General features: G+C 63.7%; 8 protein-coding genes. 6 read left to right on the forward strand and 2 right to left on the reverse strand.

The features are described 5' to 3' along the window. The 3 genes from KAZ48_09105 to KAZ48_09115 form a co-directional block, all read left to right on the forward strand. The coding region (locus KAZ48_09105) for a family 1 glycosylhydrolase (protein ID MBP7972947.1) at positions 1–596 on the forward strand (596 nt) is incomplete at its 5' end. Continuing rightward, on the forward strand, positions 593–1858 hold the full coding sequence (locus tag KAZ48_09110; GenBank protein ID MBP7972948.1) for an MFS transporter: 1266 nt from the start codon (positions 593–595) through the stop codon (positions 1856–1858). The genes KAZ48_09105 and KAZ48_09110, both read left to right, overlap by 4 nt. Before the next feature lie 118 nt (positions 1859–1976). After that, positions 1977–3587, forward strand: a complete 1611-nt coding sequence (locus KAZ48_09115; GenBank protein MBP7972949.1) for a hypothetical protein — start codon at positions 1977–1979, stop codon at positions 3585–3587. A 62-nt stretch (positions 3588–3649) separates the two neighbouring features. Here KAZ48_09115 and KAZ48_09120 read toward each other — a convergent pair whose 3' ends face one another. After that, complete coding sequence (locus tag KAZ48_09120) at positions 3650–4765, reverse strand: alkene reductase (protein ID MBP7972950.1); 1116 nt, start codon at positions 4763–4765, stop codon at positions 3650–3652. A gap of 62 nt (positions 4766–4827) precedes the next feature. Beyond that, positions 4828–6060, reverse strand: a complete 1233-nt coding sequence (locus KAZ48_09125; GenBank protein ID MBP7972951.1) for a patatin-like phospholipase family protein — start codon at positions 6058–6060, stop codon at positions 4828–4830. Between the two features lie 90 nt (positions 6061–6150). On the opposite strand from KAZ48_09125, the gene KAZ48_09130 reads away from it, so the two are divergent. From KAZ48_09130 to KAZ48_09140, 3 genes are all read left to right on the forward strand, one after another. Beyond that, on the forward strand, positions 6151–7260 hold the full coding sequence (locus KAZ48_09130) for a beta-lactamase family protein (protein ID MBP7972952.1): 1110 nt from the start codon (positions 6151–6153) through the stop codon (positions 7258–7260). Between the two features lie 261 nt (positions 7261–7521). Beyond that, the gene (locus tag KAZ48_09135) at positions 7522–8709 is read left to right on the forward strand and encodes a hypothetical protein (GenBank protein ID MBP7972953.1); all 1188 of its coding nucleotides are present in this window, start codon (positions 7522–7524) and stop codon (positions 8707–8709) included. Positions 8710–9126: 417 nt separating this feature from the next. Then, on the forward strand, positions 9127–9600 hold a 474-nt coding region (locus KAZ48_09140; protein MBP7972954.1), incomplete at its 3' end, for an alpha/beta hydrolase.

The raw sequence follows: 9600 nt of genomic DNA on the forward strand, positions 1-9600 counted from the left end.
TCGACCTCGAGCAGGCCTATCCCGGATCGGACTTCAGCGTCATCCAGGACGGTGACGCCGCAATCATCAGCGCACCCATCGACTTCCTCGGCGTCAACTACTACAACCCGGAGGCAGTCAAGGCCCCGGGCCCGGACAACCCGATGGGCTTCGAGCTTGCCCGTATCGAAGGGGTCCCACGCTCGGCGTTCGATTGGCCGGTCGTGCCTGAAGGATTGACCGAAATACTTGTCTCACTCGACGACAACTACGGTCCAGCACTGCCACCGATCTACATCACCGAGAACGGCACGTCGGTCCTCGACGTGGTCGACAACAACTCAGTCCACGACGACTTCCGAATCGCCTACCTGGATCGGCACCTGCGTGCGGTGGCGGACGCGATGGCACAAGGCGTGGATATTCGCGGCTACTTCTACTGGTCCTTCATCGACAACTTCGAATGGGTCGAGGGGTACACCCAACGCTTCGGGCTCGTGTACTGCGACTACGACAGTCAGGAACGCATACCCAAAGAGTCGTTCCATCACTTTCGAACGCTGCTCGCTGCCCAGCGGGGGGACCAACAGCCCAATACCAAGGAGACTCACGGATGACCAGCGAGGCTGTGCCCATCCCCACCAACGCGTTGGAGGAACCGACCATGCGCGTTGGTGGCTCCCTGTTGGCCACCATGGCGCTGGCCAACCTCGGCATCATGGTGGCCTTCTTCGCCCCACTGCAGAACCTGCTGCCCCGACTTGCCGAGTCGGTTTCCGGCAGCGGCGGTAAGGAATCCGCGCTTGCCATCATTACCGGCGTAGGGGTGATCGGGGCCGTAGTCGGGCAACCGATCACCGGCGCTTTGTCAGACCGGACAACCTCGCGTTGGGGTCGGCGCCGACCATGGCTCTTCGGCGGAGCGGTGGTCGGGGCAATCACCATCACGATCCTGCCCACCCTGACGTCCCTGTTCGCCATCACGCTGATGTGGTTGGTCGTGCAATTCACGGTCAACGCCTCCTACGCCACGTTGACCGCCACCATCCCCGATCAGGTTCCCGTCTCCCAACGTGGCGTTGCATCTGGGCTCATGGGGTTAGCCCAGACCGTTGGAGTCGTGCTTGGAGTCGGTTTGGTGGCGTTCGTCGTGACGTCGTTGACCGGAGGATTCTGGCTGACCGGGTTCCTCCTGGTACTGCTCGTCCTGCCGTTCTTGTTCCGGCTGAAGGATCCGCCGCTTCCCAAAGCCGATCGCCCGCCATTCATTTGGGGCGAATTCCTCCGCGGCTTTTGGGTGTCGCCAAAGCTGTACCCGGACTTTGCCTGGGCGTGGGGTGCACGCTTCCTGGTGAGCCTGGCCAATGCCATCGCGACCGTCTACCTGTTGTTCTTCCTCAAAGATCGTGTCGGATTGGACGCTACCGCCGCGCAGGAATCGCAAGCCCTGCTCATCGTGCTCTACTCACTGGGAACGATTGCCACGGCCGTGATCGGTGGGTACCTGTCTGATCGCAGCGGTAAGCGCAAACTGTATGTGGTCGTCGCCTCGATGATCATGGCGTTCGGGGCCTTCCTCCTCGCGGCAGCGTCGTCGTTGCCACTCGCATACGTTGCAGCCTTCATCCTTGGGCTGGGCTGGGGCTGGTACCTGGCCGTCGATCAAGCCCTCATCACTCAGGTTCTGCCGGCAGCAAGAGATCGGGCGCGCGATCTCGGGGTTATCAACATCGCCAACTCCGCGCCGCAGGTCATCGCGCCGATCATCGCGTTTGTGGCCGTCAAGCATCTGGGCGGTTATCCCACCTTGTACATCGTGACGGGTCTGATCACGATCGTGGGCGCTGCCGCCGTCTGGCCCATCAAGTCCGTTCGCTGACACGACCCGACACGTGTGAGTCCGCCCCACCCTCAGCGGTTCACCTAGTTCGCAGCGCAGGTGCGGAAGCGGAGGACTACCCTGACTCGCGGTGGGTTGACGCGCAGCAGGAGGCCACGTGGATCGTTCGGTGCTCAACCAGGGTTGGTTCGGTCGTAGCGGGCGGCTGTACGCATCGTTCGAGCAACCAGTCGGTGGCACCCGGGCCGTGGCGGTCCTGTTTCCGCCACTTGGCGCCGAGGCCCTGTTCGCGCACCGCGCTTTCCGCATCATGAGCAAACTCCTGGTCGCCGATGGCGTTGCCGTGTTGCGGATGGACTGGACCGGCACTGGTGATTCCCTCGGCGATTTGGACACCGAAAACCTGGTGGAGCACTGGCACGAGGACGTCGACGATTGCCTCGCCGCCGTGGGTGCCGCTGGCCTGCCGCTGTTGGTGGTCGGACTCCGAGCCGGAGCGACCCTGATGTCAAACTCGGCAGCCATTGAACGTGCCGACGTCGCTCTGCTGTGGGATCCGTGCGGGACGGGCCGCAACTTCCTGCGCGAACAGCAGATGCTGTTCACAACTGTCAGCGACGCGTGGCTCGCCCCTGACCCAAGTCCGCCGGCTGACATGGTCCAGACGCCGCAGATTGCCTACCCCGCCCCGTTGGCAACGGCGCTGAAAGCACTCAAGCTCGATCCGACGCACCTTGGACAGGTGCCTCAGCTAGTGCTGGGGCTGCGATCGGATCGGGTCTACGGCAAAGCGATTGGGCAGTGCGAGGTGCTTGCGCAGTCGGAAGTTGTCGACTTGCGGCTGAGCCGTGAGGACCGATCGGTTCACCCAGACGACCAGTTCTCCGCCGTTCCCATCGGCGACATCAAGCGCCTACTGGCCAGAGCGCTTGTGGCCCTGCCGACCCACGATCCGGTCGACCATCCTGGCCTGCGGCTAAAAGATGACTTGGTGACAGCGCATTGGCGAGAGACCGCACACGAATTCGGGCGCGTGGGTGCGTTTGGCCTAGCCACCGAGCCCATTGGCGGTTCAGACACGTGGGTCATGATCTACAACTCCGGTCGCATTCCGCACCACGGTCTCGGCCGGTCAGCCGTGGATTGGGCTCGCTCACTGGCCGCAGGAGGCTACTCGGTGTTTCGAGTCGACGACCCGGACATTGGTGACGGGCGACGAGTGCGCAACCCCAACGGGCCGTGGTTCTACCGCCCTCGAAACGTGCGAGCGGCCAACGAGGCGGCTGCCTTCGCCCGGGAACACGGCGCACGGCGGCTGGCTCTGATCGGACTGTGCCTGGGTTCGTGGTGCTCGATGCGGGTTGCCCGCAAACAGTCGGTGGACGCGGTGTACATGCTCAATCCGGTTCAGTGGACCGTTCGACCGATGCCGTTCGCTCAAGGTGGTCGAATGGTCTACTGGCGCCTGCAAGCTGCGCTATTCACGATCCGGCTTCGAGGCCGCATGGGTCGTCGCGGTCTGCTCGCCGATCCGGCGCGATTGTTGAACAGCATGAGGACCAACCACACGACGATCGCGTTGGGCAAGACGGAGAAGGAAACGGTCGACGCAGCGTCGCGGGGCGGACTCTTCCCGTCTGAACCAATCCGTGGCTTGCGACTCAGAGAGATACCGTCGCTGGATCACTCAGCGGCAACCTGGCAGCTGCGGACCTACCTCGCCGAACGACTCCCGCGTTGGATCCGCGAGGACATGCCACTCGGTTGATAGTCGGTCACCGGCCCTACCTGATCGTCGATGTGGTCGGACCGTCGCTTTGAATCGTGCAACTACTCGGTGGTCCAGCTTGGGTAGTCGGTGTATCCGGCTTCGTCGCCGCCGTAGTAGGTCCGGGGATTTGGCTCATTCAAGGGCAGGCCATCGGCCAGACGGCGCGGGAGATCTGGGTTAGCCAGGAACGCACGACCGAAGGCGATCGCCGACGCAGCACCCGACTCCAGATCGTGGCGGGCACGGGCGACGTCGTAGGCGCCGTTGAGTACCACCGGTCCGGTGAAGGAGCTCTCCATGAGATCGAGGATCTGATCCATGACGGGCTCGGCGTTGGGCGCCATCGTTCCGGTGTCTGCGATGTGCAGGTAAGCGATTCCGCGCTCGGACATGGCCTCGCCGATGTGCCGGAAGGCCGGTCCGGGATCGGTGTCGGCGATACCGTTGAACTTGAATAGCGGGGAAATCCGCAAGCCCACCCTGCCAGCGCCGATCGCCGCAATAGCGGCATCGACAGCCTCCAACGTGATCCGGATCCGGCCCTCCACGTCGCCGCCATACAGGTCGTTGCGGTCATTGACGTTGGGCGCGATGAACTGCTGGAGTAGGTAGCCGTTCGCGCCGTGAACTTCGACACCATCGAAGCCAGCGGCGATCGCATTGCTACTGGCTGCGGCGTAGTCGGCGATCGTTGCGGCGATCTCAGTTGGCGACAATGCCTGCGGCGGTGTCGACGGTTCGCGCCGTCCGGCACCATCAACGTTGATGAAGGCCTGGCATTGGTCGCTGGTCTTGGCCGAGGACGACACGCACGGCTGGCCGGGATGCAGCGACTCGTGCGAAACGCGACCCGTGTGCCAGAGCTGGCAGAAGATGCGGCCGCCGGCATCGTGCACCGCATCGGTGACCGGACGCCAGCCCGTGATCTGCTCAGCGGTGTAGATACCGGGGGTCCAAGCGTAGCCCCTGGCAACCTCGGAGATATTGGTCGCCTCGGAGATGATGAGTCCGGCCGATGCCCGTTGGGCGTAGTACTGCGCCATGAGCTCTGTCGGGACACCATCGGGGTCGCCCGCACGCGATCGGGTCAGCGGTGCCATGAAGACACGGTTCGGAACCTGCAGGTCACCGAGTCGCAGGGGTTGGAGCAACGGATCATCGGAGTTGTCAGACATGCGTGCCATTCAATCGGAGAGTCTGACGCGCTGATTCGGCGGGCGTTCGCAGTTGATGGCTTTCAATCCAGTGCCCAACCGGATGCGAGTGCCTCGTCCGCGGCCGCCTCACCCAGCTTGATTTGCTCGGCGAAGTACGTCTCGTCGAAATATAGGTAGCTGAAGAGCTCGGCACGGCCCGGACCATCCCCGAGGCCCCGCAGCATTCGATCCAACACGATGCTGTCGGATTCGCGCCATAGCCCCAGCGGTCCGCGTCGAACATTGCTTCGCAGCGTCGCCGCCGCCAACTCACGCAGTTGGCCGGGTTCCGGACTGACGGCCATCAATGGCACGGCCCGCAACTCGTCGCCATTCGACTTAGTCAACGTGGCCCCCACTTTGGCGGCCTCGACGGCGCTGCGATTGCGCGACCTCAGTGTCCGCAAATCCTCGGCCATCCGGTCCGCTAGCACCGAATGCATGACCACGGCAGCGGAATCGGCCATGGGTGGGCTTGATCCCCGCTGGGTCGGTCGAATCGGCGGGTCCCCGTATTCCGTCGACATTGCGGCAACCACGAGGATCCGATCAGCACCCAACGCCAGCGCGGGCCTTAGGGGAGTGTTCAGCCGCACGCCACCGTCCATGTACCAACCGCTTGCGCCGCTTGGTTGGTCAATCCACACCGGCGGGAAGGCGATCGGGATCGCAGCTGAGGCAAGTACGTGCTCGCGCAGGATCGGCCCATCGGCTAGGTCCACTGCCCGATCCGGATCGGTGATCCCGGCCGTGGAAAGGGTGCGGCTATGGGCGAACACCGTTGTGCGGTCCTGCAGGGTGTGGGCGTGATCCTTGGTCGGGTGCTCAGTGGGAATCCAGGTGGCAGAGACCCCCACCGCCGCAACGGTTCCGTCTTCGACGTTCCTCGCGAGTCGGTCGACATCCAGCACACGTTCGGCGGTCCGACGCAGGGGAGTGGTGTCCAGCAGGGCGGGCAGCCCACCCGGCCACCCCGCCACTGACCCCAACACGCGCGGGACATCGCCAATCAGGGACTTGACCGGATGTGCAAAGACGTCGGCGCGTCCCATCTGTCGCCAGGTACTCACAACGGCAGCGCCACAGTCCTGGGGTCCGAGATCGGCCAACGACGCCCAAAGCGCGGCGTTGATCCCACCAGCGCTCGTCCCGAGGAAGACCGTCGGTTCGTATCCCTGTGCGCTGAGGGCGGGCAGCAGCCGCGCCATCGCCCCAGCCTGAAAGGCACCTCTAGCGGCAGCACCCGAAAGCACCACCGCCACACGTTCACCCACTACGACCCCCTGCACATAAGCGCGAATCAAACTGACCTATCAATCGTGTACTTGGTTCCTCCAACATAATTGGGGTTAGAGGGGTTGCACATGTTCGGTCGTCCAATTTTGCTCGGAGTCACAGCCATTTCGACCGCGGGCTTGTTGCTTGCTGGTTTTTCCAGCACATCGTCCTCAGAGCCGAGCCAGACCGCACCTGCCACCGAGCAAGCTTTCGGCAGCGCCACGCAGGCGACGTTCCAGGCCGTCTTGGACACTGTTCGAACCAAGTTCAACTACCCAGGCGCCCAGGCGGGGATCTGGAGTCCGGATGGCACCTGGGTCGGTGTCACCGGAACCAAAGGTGTGGGCAGCACTGAGCCACCAGCACGAGACGACCACACCCGCATCGGCAGCCTGACCAAGCCGTTCACGGTCGCCGTAATCTTGCAGCTCGCTGAACAGGGCAAGGTCGCACTCGACGATCCGATCGGTAAATACACCCCCGGCATGGCGAACAGCCAGACAGCGACTCTCCGGATGTTGTCGAACATGACCAGCGGCATCCCGTCTTACACCTTCGACGAGGAGTTCCTCAAGGATTTCGGCAGCGATCCGCAACGGGTATTCACGCCGCAAGAACTCATTGACTACGTCAAGGGAAAGCCAGCATCGTTCCAAGCGGGCACTGAAGGCGAGTTCTCCAACACCAACACCGTCTTACTTGGGATGGTCATCGAGAAGGTGACTGGCAAGCCGTTCACTGACTCCCTTAAGTCTGGCATCACGGAACCCTTGGGGCTTACTCAGACCTCCTTCCCCGCCGGTTCGCCGGACCTACCGGAGCCTTACCTCAGCGGCACCACCAAACAAGGTGAACCCGAGGGAACGGTCAAGAACGCCACCAACTGGAATCCGTCGTGGGGCTTCACCGCCGGCGCGATGATCTCTACCCTCGACGACCTGCACAAATGGGGCGTCGCCCTTGGCTCGGGCGAGGGAGTGTTCAACACGGAGTCGCAGTTGGAACGCGAGGCATCAAAGGTCAGCAGGGCAAAGGGCAATTCCCCGACGAGCACTTACGCCCTAGGCTTCGGCGTCAAGAACGGTTGGATGGGACACACTGGCACGTTGCCCGGTTACAACACCGACGTGAACTGTGACCCCCAAGATCAAGACCACTGTGGTCGTCATGGTCAACAGCGATATCCCGCTCGGTGACGGGAAGCTCCCCGCCAACGCGATCTTCGACGGGCTCGTCGCCGCTCTGCCGAAGAGCTAGGGGAATCACGCGCCTTGCGCCGGCGTGGTCAGTCCGGCGTCGAAGAAGAGGCCACATCGGCCCGACGTCCCACACGGTTCAGAGGGCCTGTTCATCCGGACAGACCCAAGACCATCCATAGCGATTGACATGATCCGCCGCACAGGAGTTTACTTTGCAACCTTGATCCACTACGGCTGAGAGCTCTGGAGCTGATCGAAGTGCGCACTAAGGTATTCATGCTAATGGCCGCGGTGGCGGGCACCTCACTTGTCGGCGTCGCCGGGGCTGGACCATCAGTGGCAGCTGGTTCGTGTGTGGGCACGGCACCCACTGTGTGTACGTATAGCGCGGTCGGTGCGGACACGTTTGTGGTTCCGACTGGCGTAACGAAGGTCAACGTCACGGCCATAGGTGGCGGTGGCGGCGCGACTGGTAGCGGGGGGCTCAAAGGACTTGGCGGCAGCGGTGCCCGCGTTGTTGCGAATCTGACTGTTGCCCCTGGTGATGCACTGGCCCTAGGCGTCGGAGGTGGCGGCGGGTCTAACGGTATAGCTTCCGGCAGCGGTGGCGGGGGCGGAAGCTCTAATGTCTCCAGCGCTGGCACCTTCTTGATCATCGCCGGGGGCGGAGGCGGAGGCGGCGATACCGGAAGCCCCGGCGGTAGCGCGGGCAACCCCAACGGCAGCGGATCGGCTGGCAGCGGCGCCGAAGGTGGTGGTGGCGGCGCCGGAGGCTCTGGTGGCAGCAGTGGCGGTGGAGCTGGTGGTGCTGGTGGGAGCGGAGTCGCTGGCAGTGGCGTCACCCCCATGGGCAATGGCGGTGGTGGCGGCGGTAGTGGTAGCGGCATCGGCGGAGATGGTGGCGTCGGGGGTACCTATGGCTACGGTGGCAACGGCGGCGGCGCGGGTGGCTTAGCCGGGGGTGCCCCTGCGAGAGCTGGCGGCGGAGCAGGCTGGGGTGGCGGCGGCGGGGGCGGAAGCGTCAGCGGCGGCGGCGCAGGTGGAAGCCTTGGACCAGCTGGCGCGGTGTTCTCCTCAGCCGCTAATGGTGACCAAACGGGTAGCGGCGGCGGCAACGGAAAGATCGTTCTCTCTTACACAACTATTAGCAAGGCTCAGGCTCCGACCCACAAGTGCGTCATCAAGCCGAAGAGACTCAAGCGGGCCGGTCTCACGAAAGTCATGAAGAATCCGTGTGTCACCAATGCTGGGCAGAAGGTGCAACTAACGGCCATGCGACCCCTCGCGAAGCGCGGAGACATTGTGTACTTTCGAGTCGTTCGCAAAGCCAAAGGCACCTACATCAAGACGTACGGCCGATCAGTGAACATTCGCGTGAAGTGGAAGGCTGCGAAGGTCGCTGGTTGGAAGCCATTCTCGACCACCAAGCTTTATAAGGTGCGCTAGCGGAGGCGCAACAGCGTCGATCGGACTGAGACACCCCAGTCCGATCGACGCTGTTGCGTTCCCTAGGCGTGGTTGAAGCACAACAGTCTCTCGTGCCACGCGATTCGCGGTCACCTCCGTCTGGCCGACCATGCTGTGCCATCGGTGCCCTGCTTCACTTCGATTACGACAATGTCGATTTCGTGGGCCACGGCACTGGCGAGAAGAAGGCTTTCCGCTGTTAGCCTCAGGCCACCACCATGCCGCGCCGGGGCGGCAAGAGGAGCCACCGATGGATATCGAGATGTTTGTCGATCGAACCCGTCGACGCGGCTCAGGCCAACGAGACCTCGTGGTTCCCCGCGCACTTGCTCAGGAGTGCGACGACAGAGCCGTGGCCGTGCCCGCCGACTGCGCGCCGTGAAGGTTGCCGCGACGATGGCCACGGTGCTACTGGCTGCGGCCTGCGGCACGTCGGACTCGTTGCAAGTCCAGAACGACCCAAGCCCCCAGGAGACCGGACAGAACGGCTCGGCTCAGCCGGACGTCGCAGGGCTCGTGGACCTCGGGAATGGTCGCTCGATTTACCTGGAGTGTCGGGGCAGCGGGGGCCCCACCGTGGTCCTGGTGGCCGGATTGGGCGGACGCGCCGATGACTGGATGGCCACGACCGCCAACCCGACCTCGCCAGCCGGATCGGTGTTCCCTGGGGTTGCGGGGTTCACCCGGGTGTGTGCCTACGATCGGCCCGGAACAGCGACGACGAATGAGTCGGGTGTGGAACCGACCAAGTCAACGCCGCTGGCGCGTCCTGCCACGGTGGCCGACTCGGCTGCCGACCTCGACCGGCTGCTGACCGCGTCCGGCGAGACCGGACCGTACGTTCTGGTGGGCCACTCCCTGGGTGGCCCC

The sequence above is a fragment of the Candidatus Nanopelagicales bacterium genome (assembly GCA_018003655.1).
In the GTDB taxonomy this organism is placed as follows: Bacteria; Actinomycetota; Actinomycetes; order S36-B12; family UBA10799; genus JAGNDY01.